The 20,785-nt window shown below is 71.0% G+C and carries 23 protein-coding genes, 1 tRNA gene and 1 pseudogene; 11 read left to right on the top strand and 14 right to left on the bottom strand.

The annotated features are described in order from the left end of the window. Positions 1-238: 238 nt before the first annotated feature. Positions 239-1,264, top strand: a complete 1,026-nt coding sequence (locus ACPPVT_RS06585) for an NAD-dependent epimerase/dehydratase family protein (RefSeq protein ID WP_426566216.1) — start codon at positions 239-241, stop codon at positions 1,262-1,264. Here the strand turns inward: ACPPVT_RS06585 and ACPPVT_RS06590 are convergent. After that, positions 1,212-2,357, bottom strand: a complete 1,146-nt coding sequence (locus ACPPVT_RS06590; protein ID WP_426566217.1) for a sensor histidine kinase — start codon at positions 2,355-2,357, stop codon at positions 1,212-1,214. The two genes, ACPPVT_RS06585 and ACPPVT_RS06590, sit on opposite strands and share 53 nt — an antisense overlap. Continuing rightward, a complete protein-coding gene (locus tag ACPPVT_RS06595; RefSeq protein WP_426566218.1) occupies positions 2,354-3,046 on the bottom strand; it encodes a response regulator transcription factor in 693 nt (230 codons plus the stop codon). The genes ACPPVT_RS06590 and ACPPVT_RS06595 overlap by 4 nt, the downstream gene beginning before the upstream one ends. A gap of 124 nt (positions 3,047-3,170) precedes the next feature. Between ACPPVT_RS06595 and ACPPVT_RS06600 the strand changes: the two genes are divergently transcribed. The 3 genes and pseudogenes from ACPPVT_RS06600 (at position 3,171) to ACPPVT_RS06610 (ending at position 5,104) form a co-directional block, all read left to right on the top strand. Then, positions 3,171-3,833, top strand: coding sequence for a glycosyltransferase family 2 protein (locus ACPPVT_RS06600; RefSeq protein ID WP_426566219.1), 663 nt, complete (start codon positions 3,171-3,173; stop codon positions 3,831-3,833). Further along, a pseudogene (locus ACPPVT_RS06605) lies at positions 3,830-4,429 on the top strand (TIGR04282 family arsenosugar biosynthesis glycosyltransferase); the annotation flags it as partial. The gene ACPPVT_RS06600 and the pseudogene ACPPVT_RS06605, both read left to right, overlap by 4 nt. A gap of 207 nt (positions 4,430-4,636) precedes the next feature. Continuing rightward, a complete protein-coding gene (locus tag ACPPVT_RS06610) occupies positions 4,637-5,104 on the top strand; it encodes an SAM-dependent methyltransferase (RefSeq protein WP_426567076.1) in 468 nt (155 codons plus the stop codon). Here the strand turns inward: ACPPVT_RS06610 and ACPPVT_RS06615 are convergent. Together ACPPVT_RS06615 and ACPPVT_RS06620 are read right to left on the bottom strand one after the other, a co-directional pair. Further along, positions 5,019-5,498, bottom strand: a complete 480-nt coding sequence (locus ACPPVT_RS06615; RefSeq protein WP_426566220.1) for a hypothetical protein — start codon at positions 5,496-5,498, stop codon at positions 5,019-5,021. The two genes, ACPPVT_RS06610 and ACPPVT_RS06615, sit on opposite strands and share 86 nt — an antisense overlap. Then, positions 5,495-6,625, bottom strand: a complete 1,131-nt coding sequence (locus ACPPVT_RS06620) for a molybdopterin-dependent oxidoreductase (RefSeq protein ID WP_426566221.1) — start codon at positions 6,623-6,625, stop codon at positions 5,495-5,497. The genes ACPPVT_RS06615 and ACPPVT_RS06620 overlap by 4 nt, the downstream gene beginning before the upstream one ends. Positions 6,626-6,739: 114 nt before the next feature. Between ACPPVT_RS06620 and ACPPVT_RS06625 the strand changes: the two genes are divergently transcribed. The 3 genes from ACPPVT_RS06625 to ACPPVT_RS06635 all read left to right on the top strand — a co-directional run bounded on the left by ACPPVT_RS06625 (position 6,740) and on the right by ACPPVT_RS06635 (position 9,941). Then, positions 6,740-8,128, top strand: a complete 1,389-nt coding sequence (locus ACPPVT_RS06625) for a glycosyltransferase 87 family protein (RefSeq protein ID WP_426566222.1) — start codon at positions 6,740-6,742, stop codon at positions 8,126-8,128. A gap of 68 nt (positions 8,129-8,196) precedes the next feature. Then, positions 8,197-8,655 (top strand): CBS domain-containing protein, encoded by a 459-nt coding sequence (locus tag ACPPVT_RS06630; protein ID WP_426566223.1) that lies wholly within the window; start codon positions 8,197-8,199, stop codon positions 8,653-8,655. Then, entirely contained in the window at positions 8,652-9,941 is a 1,290-nt protein-coding gene (locus ACPPVT_RS06635; RefSeq protein WP_426566224.1) for an ArsB/NhaD family transporter, read from the top strand. The genes ACPPVT_RS06630 and ACPPVT_RS06635 overlap by 4 nt, the downstream gene beginning before the upstream one ends. A 63-nt stretch (positions 9,942-10,004) precedes the next feature. On the opposite strand, the gene ACPPVT_RS06640 is transcribed toward ACPPVT_RS06635, so the two are convergent. Continuing rightward, positions 10,005-11,009, bottom strand: a complete 1,005-nt coding sequence (locus ACPPVT_RS06640; RefSeq protein ID WP_426566225.1) for a hypothetical protein — start codon at positions 11,007-11,009, stop codon at positions 10,005-10,007. A 95-nt stretch (positions 11,010-11,104) separates the two neighbouring features. Here ACPPVT_RS06640 and ACPPVT_RS06645 point away from each other — a divergent pair, with 95 nt between their 5' ends. Continuing rightward, positions 11,105-11,596, top strand: coding sequence for a MarR family winged helix-turn-helix transcriptional regulator (locus ACPPVT_RS06645; RefSeq protein WP_426566226.1), 492 nt, complete (start codon positions 11,105-11,107; stop codon positions 11,594-11,596). A 106-nt stretch (positions 11,597-11,702) separates the two neighbouring features. Here the strand turns inward: ACPPVT_RS06645 and ACPPVT_RS06650 are convergent, their stop codons facing one another. The 5 genes from ACPPVT_RS06650 to ACPPVT_RS06670 form a co-directional block, all read right to left on the bottom strand. Beyond that, positions 11,703-13,010 carry an ABC1 kinase family protein gene (locus tag ACPPVT_RS06650; RefSeq protein ID WP_426566227.1) on the bottom strand — a complete coding sequence of 436 codons (1,308 nt, stop codon included), beginning with the start codon at positions 13,008-13,010 and terminating at the stop codon, positions 11,703-11,705. 201 nt (positions 13,011-13,211) lie between these two features. Then, on the bottom strand, positions 13,212-13,586 hold the full coding sequence (locus tag ACPPVT_RS06655; protein WP_426566228.1) for a hypothetical protein: 375 nt from the start codon (positions 13,584-13,586) through the stop codon (positions 13,212-13,214). Positions 13,587-13,677: 91 nt separating this feature from the next. Then, on the bottom strand, positions 13,678-14,049 hold the full coding sequence (locus tag ACPPVT_RS06660) for a hypothetical protein (RefSeq protein ID WP_426566229.1): 372 nt from the start codon (positions 14,047-14,049) through the stop codon (positions 13,678-13,680). After that, complete coding sequence (locus ACPPVT_RS06665) at positions 14,049-14,438, bottom strand: VOC family protein (RefSeq protein ID WP_426566230.1); 390 nt, start codon at positions 14,436-14,438, stop codon at positions 14,049-14,051. Before ACPPVT_RS06665 ends, ACPPVT_RS06660 begins: the two co-directional genes overlap by 1 nt. Positions 14,439-14,461: 23 nt before the next feature. Beyond that, positions 14,462-15,250, bottom strand: coding sequence for a helix-turn-helix transcriptional regulator (locus tag ACPPVT_RS06670; RefSeq protein ID WP_426566231.1), 789 nt, complete (start codon positions 15,248-15,250; stop codon positions 14,462-14,464). 122 nt (positions 15,251-15,372) lie between these two features. Between ACPPVT_RS06670 and ACPPVT_RS06675 the strand changes: the two genes are divergently transcribed. Both ACPPVT_RS06675 and ACPPVT_RS06680 read left to right on the top strand, forming a co-directional pair. Continuing rightward, entirely contained in the window at positions 15,373-15,759 is a 387-nt protein-coding gene (locus ACPPVT_RS06675; protein WP_426566232.1) for a YciI family protein, read from the top strand. A 13-nt stretch (positions 15,760-15,772) separates the two neighbouring features. Next, positions 15,773-16,996, top strand: a complete 1,224-nt coding sequence (locus ACPPVT_RS06680; RefSeq protein WP_426566233.1) for an RNA polymerase sigma factor — start codon at positions 15,773-15,775, stop codon at positions 16,994-16,996. Positions 16,997-17,256: 260 nt separating this feature from the next. On the opposite strand, the gene ACPPVT_RS06685 is transcribed toward ACPPVT_RS06680, so the two are convergent. The 4 genes from ACPPVT_RS06685 to ACPPVT_RS06700 all read right to left on the bottom strand — a co-directional run bounded on the left by ACPPVT_RS06685 (position 17,257) and on the right by ACPPVT_RS06700 (position 19,540). Next, positions 17,257-18,039: an alpha/beta fold hydrolase gene (locus ACPPVT_RS06685; RefSeq protein WP_426566234.1), complete on the bottom strand. Its 783-nt coding sequence runs from the start codon at positions 18,037-18,039 to the stop codon at positions 17,257-17,259. 473 nt (positions 18,040-18,512) lie between these two features. Then, positions 18,513-18,588 (bottom strand) — tRNA-His (locus tag ACPPVT_RS06690). Positions 18,589-18,673: 85 nt separating this feature from the next. Further along, positions 18,674-19,270, bottom strand: a complete 597-nt coding sequence (gene orn, locus ACPPVT_RS06695; RefSeq protein WP_426567077.1) for an oligoribonuclease — start codon at positions 19,268-19,270, stop codon at positions 18,674-18,676. A 51-nt stretch (positions 19,271-19,321) separates the two neighbouring features. Further along, positions 19,322-19,540, bottom strand: coding sequence for a hypothetical protein (locus ACPPVT_RS06700; RefSeq protein ID WP_426566235.1), 219 nt, complete (start codon positions 19,538-19,540; stop codon positions 19,322-19,324). Positions 19,541-19,613: 73 nt separating this feature from the next. On the opposite strand from ACPPVT_RS06700, the gene ACPPVT_RS06705 reads away from it, so the two are divergent. Then, positions 19,614-20,783 carry a PrsW family intramembrane metalloprotease gene (locus tag ACPPVT_RS06705; protein ID WP_426566236.1) on the top strand — a complete coding sequence of 390 codons (1,170 nt, stop codon included), beginning with the start codon at positions 19,614-19,616 and terminating at the stop codon, positions 20,781-20,783. Positions 20,784-20,785 lie beyond the last annotated feature (2 nt).

A 20,785-nucleotide genomic window follows, 5' to 3' on the forward strand; every position in this document is an offset into this window, starting at 1 on the left:
AGGCGGCGGACCTCGTGATGCGACGCGGGCCGGTGCGGGCCTGCTGACGGCGTTGTGGCACGTGAACGGTGCGATCGCCGATGCGCTGGCCGGGCTCAGCAGGCTAGCGCTGGATCTGAGGTCTTGCGTGCGTCCGAACAGGCGTCCCCTTCGGCGCCGAGCTGCTTGGGCTGTAAGGCAAGGCTTTCGTAAGAATGGGAGCTGCCTGACCCATCCGGTCCGCGCTTAGGGTGACGGAATGCGCATGGTGGTGACGGGTGGGGCGGGTTTCATTGGCAGCCACGTCGTGTCGGCCGCCGAGGCTTCGGGCGACGACGTGGTGGTGCTCGATATCGCGCGCGGGGGCGACGTCCGGGACGCGGACCTCATGGGTCGGGCGCTGCGCGGGGCTGACGTCGTCGTCCATCTCGCCGCCAAGGTCGGCGTGGAGCAGGGCCTGAGGGACGTGCCGGAGTACGTCTCGCACAACGACCTGGGCATAGCAGTGGTCCTTGCGGCGGCGGCATCTCGCGACGTGCCGCGGATGGTTCTGGCCAGCTCGATGGTGGTGTACGGGGACGGGGTTGCCCGGTGCCCGGAGCACGGTGGCGTTCGCCCAGGCGCCCGAAGGGCGGCAGACCTACGAGCGGGCCGGTTCGAGCCGACCTGTCCCACGTGCGACGCGGAGTTGAGCCCGATGTTGGTCGACGAGGCCGTGACCCCCGATCCGCGCAGCGGGTATGCGGTGACCAAGGTCTGCCAGGAGCAGCTGGCCGGGCTCTGGGCTCGCCAGACCGGTGGGTCTGTGACGGCTCTGCGGTTCCACAATGTGTACGGTCCGGGCCTTCCGTTGGACACGCCCTACGCCGGCGTCGCCGCCATCTTCCGGTCGGCCGTGCTCGGCGGCCGGGCACCGGAGGTCGCCGAGGACGGCGCGCAGCGCCGTGACCTGGTGCATGTGCGGGACGTCGCGCGCGCTTGCGTCCTGGCAGCGCACACGGAGGTCGTGGCCAGGGGCACGATGCGCGCCTACAACATCGGCAGCGGGACGGTGCGCACCGTTCTCGACCTGGCGACCGCACTGAGCGCTGCCGCCGGCGCCCCGGCACCGATGGTGACCGGGCTGGCACGGCCCACGGACGTCCGGCACATCACCGCGTCCAGCGAGCGAGCGGCGCGCGAGCTCGGATGGCGCGCGACCGAGGACTTCACCTCGTCCGTCCGTGAGCTGCTCAACGAACCGCGCCGTCCTGCGACCTCGGCGTCGCCGCGCCGGGGAGGGTGATCTCGAACCGGCAACCCGGCGGCACGTTGGAGACACTCACCTGGCCGTCGTGGGCGGCCACGATGCCCTGGGTGACGGCCAGACCGAGTCCACCCCCGCCGTCCGGCCCGCTGAAGCGTGCGGACCGCCCACGCCAGGCCAGGTCGAAGACCCGGGACAGGTCCTCGGGCGCGATCCCGCCGCAGGCGTCCTGGACGCTGATCCGGATCCCGTCGGCCAGCTGCTCGGCGCGCACGGACACCTCGCCGCGGGCCGGCGTGTGGTGCACACCGTTGATGAGCAGGTTGGCGAGAGCCCGAGAGATCTGGCTCGGGTCGACGCAGGCGACAAGCCCGGGATCCACGTCGCCCGTCACCGAAACCTTGCGGACCTCGGCGACCGGGGCCACGGAGGCCACCGCGTCCGAGACCAGGTCCCGCAGGTTCATCGGCTCCTGGTGCGGGGGAAGTGCACCGGCGTGCAGCCGGGAGAGCAGGAACAGGGTGTCGACCATCTCGGACAGCCGGTCGGACTCGATCCGGAGGCGCTTGTGGTAGTCGCTGGGGTCGTCGAGCACGCCGTCCTCGAGCGCCTCGGCCATGGCCCGGATGCCGGCCAGTGGGGTACGCAGGTCGTGGGAGACCCAGGCGACCAGCTCACGTCGTGAGGCCTCGGCGGCCTGTTCGCCGTGGCGGGCTGCCCGGAGCGCGGAGTCGGCGGCCAGCAGCTGGTCCTGCACCGAGGCGAGCTCGCTGGACACCATGGGGGCGGCTCGCGGTGGCTCGGTGCCACCGACCTGGCTCGCAGTGTTGGCCAACGAGTCGGCCGCGACGGAGACGGCTCGAGCCAGCCAGATCGCCAGGCCGCAGGCCAGTGGCAGCGCCGCAGCGAGGGTGAGGGCGACGACGAGGCCGTCGTGGGTCGACAGGAACATCACTCGGGAGTCGACGGCGACTGCCGCACCCACGGCCGCCAGGACCACGACCGAGATCGCGACCAGCAGGGTCGCGAGGCCACGACCGTGCAGGCGCCTGATCAGGACCTGCCCCGCGAAACCGACGACGATGACGCACCCCGCTGCGATCGCCACGACCGTCAGCTCGTCCGTACTCATGTGGCCTCGTCCCACCGGTAGCCAGCGCCCCAGACCGTGACCAGCCGAACGGGTGACGACGGGTTGTCCTCGACCTTCTCCCGCAGGCGTCTGACGTGCACCGTCACGGTCGAGTCGTCGCCGAACGACCAGCCCCAGACGCGGTGCATCAGCACCTCGCGGGAGAAGACCTGGCCGGGGTGCTCGACGAGGAAGGCCAACAGGTCGAGCTCGCGCGTGGTGAGCTGGAGCCGTTCGCCGCCGCGGGTGACGACTCGCGCGGCGGTGTCGACCACCAGGTCACCCGACGTCAGTGTGCTGCCACCAGAGCCGGCGTCCGGCGCGGCACGGCGCAGCAGCGCCTGCACCCGTAGGAGCAGCTCACGCGGGCTGAACGGTTTCGTGACATAGTCGTCGGCACCGGTCTCGAAGCCGGCGATCCGGTCCATCTCGTCACCGAGCGCCGTGAGCAGGATGATCGGCAGCAGGCTGGTCAGCGGGTCGGCGCGCAGTCGGCGGCAGACCTCGAGGCCGTCCGGCGGACCCATCATCACGTCCAGCACCGCGGCATCGATCTGCGCGCTGCGCACGACGGCCAGTGCCGCCGAGCCGTCGACCGCGGTTACGGGCGTGATCCCGGCTCTGCGCAGGTAGTCACACAGCACCTGCGAGACCGTCGGGTCGTCATCCGCTACCAGCACCGTCGGCACGTCCGCCACTGTAGGTGCGCCCGGTGGTGCCCACCACGGTTCCAGCCGCCACCCGCCGCCCCGCAAGGATTCCGTAAGGGTCGGGACGCCCAGCGGGCCGTGGTCCGACCCCTAGCGTCGGGTCATGCAGGTGGATGTGGTGCTGCCGTGCCTGGACGAGGCGCCGGCGTTGGCGAGGCTGCTCCGTGCGGTCCCGGACGTGCTTCGTCCGATCGTCGTGGACAACGGCTCGGCCGACGGCTCCGCCGACCTCGCTCGCGAGCTGGGGGCGCGGGTGGTGCACGAGCCGCGCCGTGGTTACGGTGCCGCGTGCCACCGCGGGCTGATGGCGGCCACCGCGGAGGTCGTGGCGTTCTGCGACGCAGACGCGTCGATGGACCTGGAGGACCTCCTCGCGCTGGCCGCGCAGGTGTCGGATGGTGACGCCGACCTGGTGATCGGCCGGCGGGTCGCAGCGCCGCGGGCGTGGCCGACCCACGCCCGGCTGGCCAACGCGGTTCTCAGCCTGCCGATGAGCCTGGCGGCCCGGCACCGCCTGCACGACCTCGGCCCCGTTCGGGTCGCCCGGCGCGAGGACCTGATCGACCTGGGCGTGCGAGACCGCCGGTCCGGCTACCCGCTCGAGACCGTGCTGCGCGCCGCCCGCGCCGGCTGGCGGATCCGTGAGGCACCCATCGCCTACGTGCCCCGGCTCGGCCGCTCGAAGGTCACCGGAACGGCCCGTGGCACCTTGCAGGCGGTGGCCGACATGACTCGGGTGCTGGTCGTCGACGGCTGGGTGCGATGAGCAGTCTGACGTTGATGGTGCTGGCCAAGGCACCGGTGCCCGGTCTGGTCAAGACGAGGCTCACCCCGGAGTTGAGTGCGGTCGAGGCGGCGGAGGTGGCTGCGGCCGCGCTGGCCGACACGCTCTCCGTGGTCGCCGCCGCTCCGGCCCGCCGCCGGGTGCTGGTGCTCGACGGCGCGGCCGGGGCGTGGCTGCCCGAGGGGTTCGACGTCGTCCCGCAAGTCGGCGGCGGGCTCGACCGCCGGTTGGCCGGCGCCTTCGCGATGGTCGACGGGCCGGCGTTCCTGGTCGGCATGGACACCCCGCAGATCACCGCGGAGCTCCTGGACGTCGCCCTGACGGCCCCCGACGCCGCGATCGGGCTGTGCGAGGACGGAGGCTTCTGGGGCATTGGGATGGGACGACCGCTGCCCGCAGTGTTCCTCGGGGTGCCGATGAGCACCGACCAGACCGGACGCCGACAGCGCGCCCGGCTGGTCGAGGCCGGGCTCCGCGTGCAGGACCTGAGGGTGCTGCGCGACGTCGACACGATGGACGACGCCCGGCACGTGGCGTCGCTCGTGCCCGCCTCGCGGTTCTCCGAAGTCCTGGCCCGACTGCCCGGTCCGCGGATCGGCTTCCCGGTCGAGCACCTGTACGACGAGGTCGTGCGCGCGCGGCAGACGCTGCGGCTCGTCGCCCTGAACGGGCAGGCGCCACCCTTCGACATCGCTCGCTGGACAGGCGAGGCCGACGCCGTCGACCTCGACCTTCTGCACCGGTGCGAAGGGGTCGTCCTGGACGTCGGGTGCGGACCGGGGCGGATGGCTGCCGCGATCACCGGGCTGGGCCGACCGGTGCTCGGCGTCGACATCGCGGGCACGTCGGTGGACCGCACCGCAGCTGCTGGCGCGCTGGCGCTGCGGCGCTCGGTGTTCGACCGGCTGCCCGGGGAAGGGCGCTGGGACACGGTGCTTCTCGCGGACGGAAACCTCGGGATCGGTGCCGACCCGGACCGGCTCCTGTGCCGCGTTCGCGAGCTGCTGCGGCCGGGCGGCCTGCTCCTCGTCGAGCCCGAGCCGGACGAGGTGGACGAGCGCGTGCACCTGTGCCTGCAGACCGCCGACGGCGCCGTGGCCAGCGACAGCTTCGAGTGGGCGCGGGTCGGCGTTTCGGCCGCGGTGAACCGGGCCGAACGACTGGGGTTCAGTCTCGAGGAGCGTTGGGAAGCCTCGGGTCGGACGTTCCTGGCCCTTCGGCTGGTGGCTGATCCCGGGCCGTCCGCGATCTGACGAAGGCGCCCAGGACCACCACCAAGCACAGCACGGCCGTCACCAGGAGGACGTTGCGCCGGTAGTCCAGCGGGTCGACGGACGGGTTGCCCGTGGGGAGCTGGCCGAGCAACTGGCCGAGCCACAGCGGGGCGGACATGAGGACGACGGAGCCGCAGACGAGGAAGGCCACGGCGACCGAGGACCTGGCCTTGGCGGGCACGATCCTCGCGACCAACCAGCCCAGTGCGACGACGATCGGCGCCAGGACTAGGTCGTGAGCGATCAGCACCGCCGCGAGCCAGGTCGCCATGGGGACCGGCGGGGTGACGACCCCGCCGGAGAGCACCAGCCACGCGGCCCAGCCCATCGCCCCGATCCCGAGCGCGCCGAGCACCATCCGCCACCGACTCATGCCGCCTCGATCCGGGCCAGCCACTTGGTCTGCAGCACGCCCGGCCGGTTCGGCGCGACGAGCCGGAGCGGGTATCCGTGGTCCAGTCCGAGGTCGGACCCGTTGAGCCGCAACGCCAGCAGCGTGTCCGGGTGGTGGGCCTGAGCCGAGGTCAGGTCGGATGAACGGTAGATCCCGTGCGGTTCCAGTGAGCGGACCGTGGCGCCAGACCCCGACCGGACGCCGGCGAGCTCGAGCACGTCCCGCAGTCGTACGCCGCCCCACCGGCCGGTCGCGCTCCACCCCTCGACGCAGGCGATGGGCAGCGAGACCTCATGCTGCTCCATAGCCGCGAGCTCGACTCGACTGAGCTGCAACGGGTTCGGGCCGTCGACCACCAGCCGCCAGGAGTCGGCGGCCGCCAGGTCGCGGACGCGCGCGGCGGTCGCGGTGCGGTTGACCGGCAGACCCTGCGGTCCGATGTCGGGCCGGCGTGGGGCGAGCAGGGCCAGACGTCCGAGACCCGGCAGGGTCTGCCCGATGGTCACCAGGGTGACCGCCCCCACCGACGCCATGGTGGCGAGCAGCAGGCCGCGCCGAGTCAGCCCGTCGGGGTCGTCCGGCACGGTGCGGGGGTCGTCCAGCCCGGTGCGCAGAGCGCTCGCGATGACGTCGGCCTTCGCCGCCAGGTGCAGCAGGATCGACCCGACCAGGGCCCACGCGATGGCGTAGTGGGCGGCGGGGAAGAAGAAGCTCCATGGATACCACTGAACGGTGTTCAGGATGCCGGTGGTGACCTCGAACAGCATGCAGGACACCAGGACCGCGACCGACAGGCGCTCGAGCCCATGCTTGAGGCCGCGTACCGGCGGCCACTGCAGCAGCAGCGGGTACACGCTGAACAGCTTGACGAGGACCAGCGGGACGCAGGCGATGCCGAAGGCCACGTGCGCGCCCTGGGTGACCTGGTAGCCCCAGGCGGGGCTGGGTGGAAGCGGGAGCCACCCGACGGGGTGCTGGTGCAGGTGGCTGATCATGCCGGTTACGAAGCAGACGCCGACCGAGATGCCGAGCATCCGGCCGACCCGCGCGGTGACCCGCGCATCTCGGCGCGGGCTCGACACCTGGGGTGGCTGCGGGATCCTCACGTTTTCGACCGTAGGCAGGCCCGACGGTCCCGACGAGGGGTGCGGACCTTACGGAATCGGGACGTCGGGCCTTGCGGGCCTGTGCCCGCGACGCCCGGGTGTCAGGCTGGCCCGGTGCTTCGAAGCCGCCAAGTCCTGCTCGCCGTCGCCGGCGGGCTGACCGTCGGCGTGCTGCTGATCCTGGAGCAGCTCAGCAGCCGGCGCGCGCACGCGCTCGCCCCGCTCGCGTTCGTCGGCCTGATGTTCGTGGCGTATTCGTGCACGGCCGTCCAGCTGCAACGGGTGGCCGTGACCGCGAGCGTGCGGCTGTCCGTCGTCGGCGGGGCGCTGCTCCAGCTCGCGGCCCTGCGGGTGAGCCCGCTGAACGGTGACGACTACCTGCGCTACGCCTGGGACGGTCGGGTGCAGGCGGCCGGGATCGATCCGTACCGCTACCCGCCCGGCGCCCCGCAGTTGGTGGGACTGCGGGACGCGTGGTTGTTCCCGGACGGGGTGACGCCTCGGCTCAACCACCCGACCGAGCGCACGATCTACCCGCCGGTCGCTCAGGCGTGGTTCTGGCTGATGCACGTGCTCACCGGTGGTCATGGCCAGGGGCGCGGGCTGCAGGTCGGTGCCGCCTTCGTGGCGGTCGCGACGTCCGCGGCGATCGTGGTGGTGCTGCGCCGGGTCGGCGGCGACCCGCGTCGGGTGGCGTGGTGGGCGTGGTGCCCCACCGTGGTCATCGAGACCGGCGGGAACGGCCACGTCGACGTCCTCGCCTCGTTGCTCGTGGTGATCGCGCTGGGTCTGCTGGCCCGTCGGCACTGGGCCGGCGCCGGGGTCGTGCTCGGGCTCGCCGTGGCGACCAAGCTGCTACCCGCGCTCCTGGCGGTCACCGTGCCACCGCGGCGCGCGGTCCGGGTCGGCGCAGCGGCTCTCGCCGCGGTGGTCCTGGTCTACCTGCCGCACGTGCTGGTGCTGGGGACCGGTGTCACCGGCTTCCTGGGCGGATATCTCGGCGAGGAGTCCCACCAGCAGTTCGACCTGCTCAAGCCTGTGCTGCCCGAGATCGCCGTGCGGCCCGTTGGTTGCGTCCTGCTCGCCGTGACCGCCCTGCTCGTCTGGCGTCAGACCGCCGTGGAGGACGACGCAGGACTGCCACCCCAGCCGTGGACGCACGGCGCGACCATGGTCGGGATCAGCTTCATCCTCCTCGAACCGCCCTACCCCTGGTACGCGCTCCTCCTCGTGCCGCTCGTGGCCCTCGGCGCTCGACCGGTGTGGTTGGTCGTGGCCGCGGCGATGTACCTGGTCTACGCCGCCGCCCCGCTGGGCGACGCGTACTTCGGTACCCGGGTGCTCGGGTACGGGGTCGCCGCTGCGGTCGTCGCCGTTGACGCCCTGCACCGGCGCCGTCGAGCCGCGCCAGCCGACGCTGGACCCAGCGGTGACCATGGCGGACAAGACGCCGGCGACTCCACGAGACCGAAGACGTCAAGGTCGTACAAGCCCACGGGGTAACGTGTCTCCCGGTGCGCCGGGAAGTCTGGTCGGCAACGGAATCATCCTGCCCCAGACCAGGAGTTCAGATGCGTGCCAGAGATCTTGCCGAGCCCTTTCCGATCGTCTCGCTGGACGACGACGCCATGACGGCGGCGCGGACCATGGCGCGGCAACGGCTGCCGGGGCTGATCGTCTGCGACGCACAGGGCCGGCCGTACACGATCCTGCCCGGCTCGCAGGTGCTGAGGTTCCTGATCCCGCGGTACATCCAGGACGACCCGGGTCTGGCCGGCGCCTTCGACGAGAACGCGGCGGACGAGCTGTGCCGCAAGCTCGTCGCGAGCACGGTGCAGGACCTGCTGCCCCGCCCGCAGGACACCGACGAGCTGCCCGTCGTGGACGCAGACGCGACCAGCCTCGAGGTCGCCGCGGTGATGGCCCGCATGCACAGCCCAGTCGTCGCGGTGGTCGACGACGAAGCCGAGCGGCACGTGGTCGGCGCGATCACGGTCAGCCGGCTGCTCGAGCACCTGCTGCCCTCGTGACGGAGGTTCTGGTTGTCGCGGTGTTCGTCGCCGCCTACGTCCTGATCGCCACCGAACGGATCCACCGCGTCGCCGCTGCGCTGGCCGGCGCGGCGGGCATGGTGCTCCTCGGGGTCGTCGACGCCCACGTCGCGTTCTACAGCGAGCGCACCGGCATCGACTGGAACGTCATCTTCCTGCTGCTGGGCATGATGGTCATCGTCAGCGTGGTCAAGCAGACCGGTGTCTTCGACTACCTCGCGATCTGGGCCGCCAAGCGCACCCGCGGCCGGCCGTTCGCGACCATGGTCATGCTCGTGGTGATCACCGCCGTGGCATCGGCGTTGCTGGACAACGTCACCACGGTGCTCCTGATGGCCCCGGTCACGCTGCTGATCTGCGAACGCCTCGCCCTGCCGCCCGTGCCGTTCCTCATCGCCGAGGCGATGGCCTCGAACATCGGTGGCACCGCCACGCTGATCGGCGACCCGCCGAACATCATCATCGCCAGCCGCTCGGGACTGACCTTCAACGACTTCCTGGTCAACCTGGCGCCGATCATCGTCGTCCTGATGCTGGTGTTCATCGGGCTGTGCCGGGTGCTGTTCCGCTCGGCGTTCAGCTACGACGCCGAGCGGGTCGCCGCCCTGATGGCCCTGGACGAGCGGGAGGTCATCCGGGACCGACGGCTGCTGGTGCGCTGCGGGGTCGTCCTGGCCGCGGTGATGGTCGGCTTCGTCGCGCACTCCGCGCTGCACGTCGAACCCTCGCTCGTCGCGCTGCTCGGTGCCGGCGCCCTCGTCGCGCTGTCCAGGCTCGACCCGCCCCAGTTCCTGGAAGAGGTCGAGTGGGCGACCCTGGTCTTCTTCGCCGGGTTGTTCATCATGGTCGGCGCCCTCGTGCAGGTCGGCGTGATCGACCGTCTCGCCTCCGCCGTCACCGCGGCCGTCGGCGACCGGTACCTGCTCGCGTCGTCCGCCTTGCTGTGGGGATCGGCGGCCCTGTCCGGGATCGTGGACAACATCCCGTACGTCGCCACCATGGCTCCGCTCGTCCAGGACCTCGTGCAGGCCGGCGGCAACGCGCCGCCGGCCCGCGCCCTGTGGTGGGCACTGGCGCTGGGCGCCGACCTGGGCGGGAACGCCACGGCGGTGGGCGCCAGCGCGAACGTGGTCATCATCGGCATCGCCGCCAAGAACGGCCACCCCATCTCGTTCTGGCGCTTCACCAAGGTCGGGCTCGTCGTCGCCGCAGTCACCATCGCGATCAGCTGGGTCTACCTCTGGCTGCGGTATTACGCCTGGTAACAGCCACGGCGTGCCGCCGTGAGCAAGCGCCCGCAGTTGGGCGTCAAGACCGCGGTGCGATCGTCAGCGCAATGACGCAACCTCGAACCGCGTGAGGTCGGTGCCGTTGAAGTCCGCGGTCCAGAGCTCATCGGCGTCGGCGTCGAGGACGAACGGGTTCGCGACCCCGGTCGGCCACACCCCCGTGAGGCGGTCGGTGGCGGCGTCCAGACGCACGACCCGCCCGTCCTTCAGTGGCACCCAGACCGCACCACCATCGGCATCGCCGTCCAACGGTGTGCCACCGACGGAGACCGTGCGCACCACCGCACGCGTGCCGGTGTCGATGTGAGTGACCGATCCGGCGGTGCCGTTCATCACCCACAGGTCGTCCCCGTCCGCCGCGGTCCAGCCGGCCCCCGGCGCGGTCGCGACCCGGTCGGTGACCTTCGACGCGCGGGGGTCGATGCGCGCCACCTCGGTCGTGCCCAGCCCGACCCACACGGCACCACCTGCGAACACGATGCCGACCGGGTTGCCCCCGGTTCGGACGACGGTGCGGCGGCCGGTCGTCGCATCGACGCGCGAGACCGTGCCGTCCAGGTTGTCACTCACCCACGCCGCACCTGCCCCGAACGTCACGTCGTAGGGGGACGCGCCCACCTCGACGGTCGAGAGCACCCGCCCGGTTCTCTCGTCCACCCGGGTGAGCTCCGACGAACCGTAGTCCTCGACCCAGACCGATCCCGCACCCTGGGCAAGCCCGCACGGCTGCGAGCCGACCTCGACCGTCGTCCGCACGACGCCGGTGGCGCGGTCGACCGCGACCAGTGTGCCGTCGGCGTAGTTGCTCACCCAGACCGTCGAGGGGGTCACCAGCACCCCGCACGGCTTGCTGCCCACGTGAATCCGCTGTGCCGCAACGGTCGGCGAGGTCTGGGCGCCGGACGCGGTTGCCGGGCTGGGTCGGGGTCGCGCGGTGCTCGGCCCGTCGCCAGGGTTGCAGGATGTCGTCGTGGCCATCACTACAGCGGCGAGCAGGACCAGCGAAGACCGCCGGCCCGGACGTCGACGGGCTGCACTGGGCATGGCTGCGAAGTTAGTTCATGTTGGAACTATCTGCCAGAGCCGACACCACATCGTGACCTCGTCCGCGCCGGTTCAGCTCGGCATAGGCTGCGGTCGTGGCAGGACGGTTGCAGTGGCGCGGGCCCTTCCTGCTCACGTACGCCCTCGACCAGCAGCTGGCTGAGCTCCTCGCGACCACCTTCGGGGACGCACCGCTGACGCCGGGGGAGTTTGCCGTGTACAGCGTGCTGCACGGCAGCGGGCCGACCACGCCGTCCGAGCTCGCCGCCGACCTCGGGCTGGGGCGCTCCACGATGTCGAACTGGTTGCGACGCATGGAGGCTCGAGGCCACCTGCGACGTCGGCGGAACCCGGCGGACGGACGCTCGCAGCTGGTGCAGCTCACGGCCCAGGGAGCCCGGCTGACCGAGCAGTGCTTCCCGGCATTCTCCACGGCGATCGAGACGTTCCGCGAGGCTCTGGAGATCGACGAGCAGGCGCTGCTGGAGGTGCTCGAAGCGATGAGCGCCGCGCTCGCCGTAGCCGTCGAGAAGCTACGAGACGGCGGTCAGCGTCGGCCAGCCTCCCTGAGCGCCAGGTATCCCTGACGACATGGGCAGGCTGCCGAGCGAGCTCAGGCGGATACAGCATTCGATCACCAGCAAATAGCAAACGTTCTGGCCGAGAGCGGACGCATCTGTCGGTAGGGAAGCACTACGCGTTTAACTGGGGGAGCCAGACCGCTGCTTCGCGTCGGACCGGGACGGTGGCCCCGAGTAGGCAGAGGACGCCGGCGGTGCCAACGGCGACGCGTTGAACGAGCAGGTGCCGGGCTGGCATGTGCAGTCGGCGCTGGGAGCGGGCCGCGGCCGAACGAGGGTCTGACATCCGGGTCGTCAGCGAGCGCATCCAGTCCCGCGTGAACGTGAACGCCTCGATCCGTAACGGTTCCAGCATGGGGTCGATGAGCTCCAGGAGCCCCTGCGGGGTGACGGCGTCGTTCACGACCAGCCCGGCCGCGATCGCCACGTCCATCAAGCGTCGGGCGTCGCGGTCCCGGCCGGCGAGCAGCAGGCCGGCGACCCGGGGCGGCCACCCGGTGGCCATCGGCAGCGTGGAGCCGTAGTCGACCACGACGAGCCGGCCGTCGGCGTGGAGGCGGAAGTTGCCTGGGTGGGGATCGCCGTGCAACCGCCCCACCCGTGTAGGACTGGACAGCAGGAACCGGGTGAGCAGCAGCCCGGCCCGGTCCCGGTCCACCCGTTCCCCGGCTCGGGCCACCTGCGACAAAGGGGTCCCGTCAACCCACTCCGAGACCAGGACGCGGTCGGTGACCTCGACCACCGCCGGAACCACGAAGTCCGGGTCATCGCGCAGGGCCGAGGCGAACGCGGCTTGTGCCTCGGCTTCCTGCCGGTAGTCGACCTCCGCCATGACGCGAGCCCTGAGCTCACTGAACAGGGCCCGCGGATCGATTCCCGGCGCGGCAACCCGCACGATCGGGACGAGCCGGTCCAGCTGGCGAAGATCAGAGGCGAGCGCGTCACCAGCGCCCGGGTACTGCACCTTGACGGCCACCACCCGTCCGTCCCGCCACACCGCTCTGTGGACCTGCCCGATGCTGGCCGCCGCGGCCGGTCGATCGTCGAACTCACGGAACCGTTCTCTCCAGCGCGGGCCGAGCTGCTCGGACAGGACCTGGTGCACCGTGCGCATCGGCATGGCCGGCGCAGCCTCCTGCAGGCGGGTCAGGGCCTGCCCGTACGGCCCGGCCAGCTGCTCCGGCAGCGCCGCCTCCATCGCCGACAGCCACTGGCCAGCCTTCATCGCGCCGCCCTTGAGCTCGCCCAGGGTCGAGAACAGCTGCTCAGCCGTCCGCGCCTGCAGCTCAGCAGCAACCAGGTCCGCCGGCCGGCCGCCTACACGGCGGCCCCATCCCACCACCTGCCGGCCAGCGAAGGTCACCGGGAGCGCGGCCAGCCGTGCACCCCGCTTGAGCGCGCGCGTCGGCAGCTCCTCCACCCCGCCATCTTGCACGGCAGCGCGTACCGGCGACCACGCTGGTCGCTGGTCCGTACTGCCGAACGGCGACGTCGCCGGAGGCTTCAGATCGGCGCGGCAGCCGGAATGGCTACTTGTCCGCTGAGCCCGGTGACGGTCCAGAGTCGCGCCCTCGATCTTGAACGTAGTTCGTCAGCGGTACCCGAACGGGGGCGCGGCCGTTCAGCCTTGAGGTACGCGGCGCTGATGGAACCCGGCGAACGCGGCTGAAGCCAGGAGGGCTGCGACAAGACCCAACCAGGCAAGCGCCGTGGCGTCGATGTCGTCGAGGGGCGGCCGTCCCACGTGAGTCAACGGAGACAGGTTCAGCGCCCAGTCCGGTAGCTGTAGCCCCGAGCCGAGCAGCCCGATGAACGTGATCGCGCCGAACGCCGCCCAGGCCACGCCGAAGGCACGGGCACGAAGTTGTTTGATGCCATGGTCGTCGACTGCCGTCACGGCCGCGGCTAACAGTCGTTCGCGGCTGGCCTGGCCCCGGCGCGTCTTCGGCCCTACTGCGGACGCTGGGGCTGATTGCTGTGACTTCTCGCCGTTCATGAGAACAGCCTGGGGAATCTGGACCAACCAGTCCTGTTCCGCCCTCTGGCTCGAGTCGAGCCGTTCGGCTTGAGTTGATGTCGATTCGGCTTTACTCGGCCAGCCCTTTCCGGGCGAAGTCGACAGCCTCGGCGAGCAACGTCTGCCATAGCCCCCGGTCGACTTCGGGGATCGACACCCACTCACGGAAGACCTTGCCGGCCGGGGTGAACGGATCGCCGTCGCCGTTGTCGACGAGCTCGGTGACCCGCTCGCGGGGCAGCTTCACGACCAGGCAGCCAGCCTTGTCGTCGTAGGACGCCAGAAACCGTCCGGCCAGCCGCACGCAGGGGTAGCCCATCATCGTGGCGCGGCCGATGGCGGGGTCGTAGAGCAGGTCGTCGGTGAGCTCGTCGTAGAGGTCGCGGGCGGCGTCCTCGCCGGACTGCTCCATCGGGGAGGTGCACTTCGCGTCTCTCGCCATCAGGCCGCCGGTGGGGTGAAGACGCCGAACTGGTTGCCCGAGGGGTCGCGTAGATAGGCGAACGTGGGTGCGCCGGGGCCTGGGTCGAGGTGCTTGCTGACCACCGAGCCGCCGAGCTGCTCCGCGTCGGCGCAGGTGCCCTCGACGTCGGCCACCAGGATGTAGAACACCGCGTGGTCGGGCACTTGCCCGTCGGTGCCGTAGATGCCGCCCATCGATCCGTCGGCGCCGGACGCCTTGATGTTGCGGTAGTCCATGCCGGAGGAGGCGCCCGGCCCGTCGGGGTCGAACGTCCAGTCGAAGAGGTTGCCGTAGAACTTCTCGGCACCGTCGGGGTCGCTGGTGGCGATCTCGAACCATGCCACGGTGCCGGGTGCGGGGTTGGTCATCGCTTTCTCTTTCTGGTTGCTGATCACCCGCCGGGGCGGCGGGAGACAACCACCGTCCCCCGGTCTCGCGACAGCCCTATGTCGGTGTTTGGCAGCAGATCTTCGGGATGCAGCGCCGACGCGGGCAGCTTCGTCTGGTGACCGTCGACGATCGGCTCCGCGACCATGCGAGGTGGGCGCGGCAGCGACGGCGTCCGCTCGGCTCGGGTGATGCGATCCATGCGGAACACCCGGTCGTCCCCTCTCAGGTGGCAGTACGCGGTGAGGTAGGAGCCGTTGGGCCCGACCACGACGTGCTGCGGCTCGACCTCGCGCTCGGTCTCGACGCCGCCGACATCGGTGTAGGCGATGCGCAGCGCGTGGTTGTCGCGTACCGCCCGCCAGATGGTCTCGGCGATCTCGGCGTCGGGGTCGGATGCCGGTTGCACGAGCAGCCTGACCTTCTCCGCGGTCGAACGCGCCTCCTGCAACGCGCGCTCGGGCATCGCGGCCACGATTTTCCGGAGCGCGCTGCGGGCGTCACTGGCGAACAGCACGTGCTCGCTGCGGCTCAGCGCCACGGCGACCGCGGCGGCCTCGCGTGGTGTGAAGTTCAGCGGCGGCAGGCTCATCGACCGGTCAAGCGTGTAGCCGCCGGTGCGACCCGTCCTCGTCGTGAGAGGCGCCCCGGCCTGCCCAACCGCGCTCAGGTCGCGTTCGATGGTCCGGACGCTCACCTCGAAGTGTTCGGCCAGCTGTCGCGCCGTACGCCCTCTCGGTCCTGCTGCCCGTAGCTCCTCGACCAGCGCGTACAGGCGATCGGTGCGGTTCATACTCGGAGCGTAGGCGTCGGCGCGGACAGTGTGGAGTGCTGCGCGCTCGGGTGTCCTAATGGGAGCAGCGCCGTTCGTCAGTAGGTAGGAGCGGGATGTCCCCGCGGGAGTGAGGAGCTCGGATGAACCAGTACCTGCTGTCGGTGTACGACGCCGGCGACCAAGGCGCGCAAGCGCCCCCTGCCCCCGCGGAGATGCAGGCCTTCATGGGCCGGGTGATTGCCCTCGAGGAGGAGATGGACCGCGTGGGCGCGTTCGCGTTTGGAGGCGCGCTGCATGGCCCGGAGGCTTCGACGGTGGTGCGGGGTGGGACCGGCCTGGACAAGGTGACCACCGACGGTCCTTTCGTGGAGGCCAAGGAGCACATCGGCGGGTTCTACATCGTCAACGCCGAGAACCTTGACGAGGCGCTGGCGTGGGCCGAGAAGGTCGTCGAGGCGATCAACCACGACATCGAGGTGCGCCCCTTCCGGGCCAGCGGACGCGTTCAGGCCGACCCCGGCCACTGACGGAGCCCGGCGGATGGACGACGTCGAGAGCGCGTTCCGAGCGGCGCACGGTTCGGCCGTGGCGACGCTGACCCGCATCTTCGGCGACATCACGCTCGCCGAGGACGCAGTTCAGGACGCCTTCGTTGCCGCCGTCGACCGGTGGCCACGCGACGGCGTCCCGGACAACCCTGCAGGCTGGATCGTGATCACCGCGCGCAACCGGGCCATCGACGTCGTCCGTCGAGATCGACGCGGGCGCCAGCTCACCGAGCAGATCGCAACCGACCCGCTGCGGCCCTCCGCCGCCCGACCGGAGTCGGAGCTCGTGCGCGACGACCAGCTGCGGCTCATCTTCACCTGCTGCCACCCGGCCCTCGGCGCCGAGCACCAGGTCGCGCTGACCCTGCGCCTGATCGCGGGTCTCACCGTCGCCGAGGTGGCCGACGCGTTCCTGGTGACCGAGGAGGCCATGGCTAAGCGCCTAGTCCGCGCGAAGTACAAGATCAAGGCGGCGAGCATCCCGTACGGGGTCCCTCACGGTGCCGACCTGCCCCGGCGGGTACGTACGGTGCTCTCGGTGCTGTACCTGATCTACAGCACCGGCGCCGACCACGGCGAGCGCCGGGCGCTCCGGGCCGAGGCGATCCGCCTCACCCGCGTGCTCGTGGCTCTGATGCCCGAGGTGCCGGAGGCCGCGGGCCTGCTGGCACTCATGCTCCTCAGCGAGGCCCGGATGCCGGCTCGCGGCGACGCAGCCCACGTCGTCTTGCTGAAGGACCAGGACCGGTCGCTGTGGGATCGCCCTCTGGTTGCCGAGGGGCAAGCGCTGGTACTGGCCTGCATGCGGCGGCGCCGGCTGGGGCCGTTGCAGCTGCAGGCCGCGATCCACGCACTGCACTGCGCAGCATCCCGATACGAGGAGACCGACTGGGCCGCGATCGTCCGGTTCTACGACCGGCTGGTCGCGGTGCTCCCCACGCCCGTTGTGGCACTGAACCGGGCCATCGCCGTCGCCGAGACCAGGGGGCCCGTGACCGGCCTCGCATTGCTCGACGGTGTCGCGGACGAACTGGACGGATACCACCTTCTGCACGCCGCACGCGGATCGATGCTGGAGCGACTGGGGCGACCGCGCGAGGCAGCGGAGGCGTACGACCGCGCCGTCGCGCTGGCCCGTACTGAAACTGAGAGCACGTTCCTGAGCCGCCGCCGCGCGGAACTTGTCGCCTCCGATCCGGGAGCGCTGGACGGCTGACGCGGCTGGGGTCTCGCTGGCCGCCGTCGACCCTTTGCGAGCGGGGATTTCCTGCCGAGCGCGCGCCTCCCGCGCCGCCGGCGTCGAAGCCCTCCGTAGTTCTTATTCCGGACTCACCCCATACGGAGCAGGCCGAGAAATCGGTTTCAAGAGGAGTAGTCAAGCCTCCGCTCGTGCCGCCGAGCGAGCGCGGTCTTCCGGATGTCAGGGCGCGTCGTACCACCGCTTGTCGACCAGGCTCGGGCACATCGTGTCGAGGGTCAGGTCGCCTGCGAAAGAGCGCTTGCGATCACAGCGGCGGTCTTCTGGGGAGCCTCGTCCGGGAGGAGGAACACCGAGCCGGGAATCGTCACCAGGGTCACGTGGGGAGCCGCTTGGAGTGTGGCGCGCTCGGCGCTGGTGAGACCTCCGTCCCCCTTCTCGGCGTGGACCACCCACACGGGATTGGAAGACGCGGCCAGTTGGGCGGCGAAGTCTCGGTCTTCGGCGATGTAGTCCAGGTACTCGCCGCAGGTGAGAACCGAATCGCTGGCCCTGTTCTGCTTGAAGTCCTCGATCAGTTCCTTCTTGTGCAGTGCGGGTGTCTTGGCAGTCTTGGCCATCAGTGGCATGAGCCTGAACAGGACGGCCATCGGCCAGCTGCCCACCTTCTGCGACGCCCGGACGACGGCGCGGAAGAACCGCGCCTCATCCTCAGTCGTCAAGCTGATGCCGAGGAGGATCACTGGGCCTTGGAAGTGCCCTGACAGCACCATGTCGAGCGCCACTGTCGCGCCATGGGAGAAGCCCACGACCACGTCGCACCCGTGTTCTTTGGCTAGTTCCCCGGCCCGGCGGGACAGGGCGGGGATGGACATGTCTTCGGACACCGGAGCGCCTGCCATGCCCGGCAGCGTCGTGGCTACCAAGCGAATCCCGGAGAGCGCCGGTTCAGCCATCACGAGGTTGAACGAGCGGGCTGCGTTCGCCCCGCCAGGGAGGAGCAGGACCGTTCGCTCCGCCTCCGGGGGTCCCGCTGTCAGGAGCTCCCAGGCCTCCCTCATGGCTACCTCCCAAACAGCGGCTCCTACCCCATGAACCCTAGGGCGCAGCCTCCCTGCGGGGAAGGTCGGAGTCCTTAAGCACCTGTGACGCTCGCGGTACCGGTTTCGGGAAGTAGTCGAGGGAGTCGGCACGCCAGCGACGTCGACAACCAGTCGCCTCGCCTCGGCCAGGCTGGTCAGCCGGGCGAGCTCACGGAACAGCTCGGCCCTCTCCCTCGTGCTGAACTTGGCGAAGGCACGGCCGCCTTCGGGTCGGCGGTAATAGACGCGGTGCTGACGGCCGCGCAGTTCGATCCACATGATGGTGATCCGGTTGGTCGGTGGTCCTTGACCAGCCCGACCGTCCGTGAGACGCGCGAACGCGCAACCGACCCCATCACATGCCCCCCAGGGCGCCCCCCCCGGCTGCCCCCCAGTTTGCGTGGATCTGGGGGGCGTGAGCGCGCCTGCAGGTCGCTGACCTGCACCTTCAGTGGGGTGAGTGACGGGACTCGAACCCGCGACATCCGCGACCACAACGCGGCGCTCTACCAGCTGAGCTACACCCACCATGTGCACCGGCGGGGGCACTCGCCCTCACCGCGGCGACCATCGTACCGGCTGTCGGGGGGTGCTCGAGACACCCACCCCGAGATCAGCTGGCCGGGGTCGGCACGTCCCCGGCCAGGGACGGCTCGGCCGCCTGCCGAGCGATCTTCTTGGCCGTTGCGGAGTCCGGCCCGGGCTCGGGCACGAACACCGCTGCCCGGTAGTAGCGCAGCTCCTGGATGGACTCGCGGATGTCGGCGAGCGCCCGGTGACCGCCCTGCTTCTTCGGGGCGTTGAAGTACGCCCGCGGGTACCAGCGCCGGGCCAGCTCCTTGATCGAGCTGACGTCGATGATCCGGTAGTGCAGGTACTGCTCGAGCTCGGGCATGTCCCGAGCCAGGAACCCGCGGTCGGTGCCGACCGTGTTGCCGGCCAGCGGTGCCTTGCCGGCGTCCGGCACGTGCTCGCGCACGTACGACATCACGAGCTCTTGCGCCTCGGCCATCGTGACGCCGTTGGCCAGCTCGTCCAGCAGCCCGCTGCTGGTATGCATCGCACGGACGACGTCCGGCATGGTCTCCAGCGACTCGGGCGGGCACGTGATCACCACGTCCACCCCCTCGCCGAGGATCTCCAGCTCGGAGTCGGTCACCAGCACCGCGACCTCGATCAGCGCGTCGCGCACGAGGTCGAGCCCGGTCATCTCGCAGTCGATCCAGACGATGCGCTCAGCAGAACGGTCCACCCGCCTAGCCTACGGGGGTGGACGGCGTGGTCGAGACGACCCGCTCATGGCGACCGCACCGAGTGCGGCCAGGGCCAGCGCGCCGGCCAGGACGACGAGCAGAGCCGCCCCCCACGACCCCCCGAGCCAGAGCACGGCGACGGCCGCGACCAGGCAGGCGAAGAGCCCCCAGCCCAGCAGCTCCCAAGGCACCACCCGGCGCGGCGCCGGAAGTCCGTGTCGCCCCACCCACCGAGCGTACGTTCCAGGTGGGCGGGAGGCCCGGATGACCGCGGCGAGTCGCATGACTAGCCTGCCGCGCATGACGAACGAGGCCCGCGGCTGGTCCGCCGTCCCGTCCGCGGCCTCGGCGCTGACGCCGAGCGCGCCGCGGCGGACCGGCCGCTCGGCTGTGGGTCGCGGGCTGCTGCTGACGCTCGGGGGCGTGCTGATGGTGGCGGCGTTGCTCCTGGTGATGGTCGCCATCGGAGCGGATACCGGTCTCGCCGGGTTTGCCGCCGGCTTCGTCTTCTCGCTGGTGCCGGTGTGCATCGTGCTGCCGGCGCTGCTCTGGCTCGACCGGCTGGAGGCCGAGCCGGTCGGCCAGCTGCTCTTCGCGTTCGGCTGGGGCGCGCTGGTCGCGACGTCCGTGGCCCTGGTGGTCAACACGTACTCGGTGACGGTGCTGACCCAGCACGGCGGGAGCGTGTCGACCACCGCGGTGCTGGTGGCGCCGTGGGTGGAAGAGACCTGCAAAGGTGCAGCCGTGCTGGTCGTCCTGCTGTGGCGCCGGCAGGAGTTCGACGGGGTGGTCGACGGGATCGTGTACGCCGGGCTGGCCGGGCTGGGCTTCGCGTTCACCGAGAACGTGCTGTACCTCGGGCGCGCGTTGCAGGAGGACGGGTCGTCCGGCTTGGCCATGACGTTCGTGCTGCGCTGCGTTTTCGGTCCGTTCGCCCACCCGCTGTTCACCATGGCCATCGGGGTCGGGCTGGGCATCGCCGTGCAGACCACGCGGACGTGGCTCAAGGTCGTGGCACCGCTGGCCGGGCTGCTCGTCGCGGTTCTGCTGCACGGGCTCTGGAACCTGAGCGCGGTGGCCGGACTGCGCGGTTTCGTCGGCGTGTACGTCGCCGTCCAGGTGCCGATCTTCGCCGCCGCAGTGGGTTTCGCGGTGTGGGCGCGCCGACGTGAGAGCCGGCTGATCCGTCGGCACCTGCAGGTCTACGTGGCCAGCGGCTGGTTCACCGCGGCCGAGGCGCAGATGCTCGGTTCGACCAGCGAGCGCAGGCGAGCGCGGGCCTGGGCGAGGCAGGTCGCCGGGCCGCCGGGGCGACGGGCGATGCGCGGCTTCCAGGCCGCGGCGACCGAGCTGGCCTTCGCGCGGGACCGGGCCACCCGGACGTCGGCTTCCCACGGGGGTTCGGACGTCGAGCGCTACCTGCTTCAGGAAGTCACCGCCCAGCGTTACGCGCTGCTGGGCGGGCGGTGACG

Origin of the sequence: Angustibacter sp. McL0619 (genome assembly GCF_049994355.1) — a bacterium.
Taxonomy (GTDB): domain Bacteria; phylum Actinomycetota; class Actinomycetes; order Actinomycetales; family Angustibacteraceae; genus Angustibacter.